Here is a 1,094-nt window from a genome sequence, read left to right on the forward strand (position 1 = left end):
CCCCGCCGGAACCACCGTTGCCGCCGTTGCCGCCGGATTCACCGGGTTGGTGGCTAGCACCGCCGGCGCCGCCACCGCCACCGGCACCACCGTTGCCGTACCAGCCGCCGCCGGCCCCGCCGGCCCCGCCGGTGCCGCCGATGCCACCGGTGCCTTCGATAGTGCCGGTCAGCGGGTCGTTGACGCCGTTGCCCCCGGCGCCACCTTGGCCGCCGGCGCCGCCGTCACCGGCTATCGACCCGCCGGCACCACCGGTGCCGCCGGCGCCGCCGTTACCGGCCGAGCGATAGCCGCTGAGCCCGCCGGCCCCACCGGCCCCACCGGCGCCACCGGTGCCGAAGAGTCCGGCGGCGCCACCGTCGCCACCGGCCCCACCGCTGCCGGCCGCGTCACCGTCGTTGAAGGCAGGGCTGCCGTTGTTGGTGTAGGTCCAGTAGTTGTCGCCGCCGGCGCCTCCTTGGCCGCCGACGCCGGCATTGCCGAACAGCAGGCCGGCCCGGCCACCGTGGCCGCCGTCGCCTCCGTTGCCGGCGGGGAACCCGCCTTGTCCGCCGGCCCCACCGGCCCCACCGGCTCCGCCGGCGCCGATCAGCCCGGCCGAACCGCCGTTACCGCCCACGCCGCCGGCGCCGCCGGCGTCGGCTATCCAGGAGTTAGTAAACGGGGGGTTGTCCCACAGGAACATCCCGTTGCCACCGGTGCCGCCGTGTCCGCCGGCGCCCGCATTGCCGTACAGCCACCCGCCGTTGCCGCCATGCCCACCGTTGCCCCCGTAGCCGCCACTGTCGTAGACACTGAGGCCACCGCCGCCGCCGGCCCCGCCGGCTCCACCGGCACCGATCATCCCGGCGGCGCCACCGTTTCCACCGGCCCCGCCGTTACCGCTCACCCCCGCATTTTGAATGGCGTTGAGGTTGTTGGTGGCCCCGTCGGCACCGACGCCGCCTTGCCCACCGGCGCCGCCGTTACCGGACAGCCATCCGCCGCGGCCGCCGTTGCCGCCATGGCCGCCGCTGCCGGCGCCGTCGGAGTTTCCGCCGCTCCCAAAGGTGCCGCCGGCGCCGCCGGCCGCCCCCGCTCCGCCGGACCCGAAC

Annotated in this window: 1 pseudogene; it reads right to left on the minus strand. The window is 76.7% G+C overall.

The window, feature by feature from the left end:
• Positions 1-1,094, minus strand: a pseudogene (locus tag B4U45_RS28280) (PE family protein); the annotation flags it as partial.

It is taken from the genome of Mycobacterium persicum, from assembly GCF_002086915.1.
Classification (GTDB): domain Bacteria; phylum Actinomycetota; class Actinomycetes; order Mycobacteriales; family Mycobacteriaceae; genus Mycobacterium; species Mycobacterium persicum.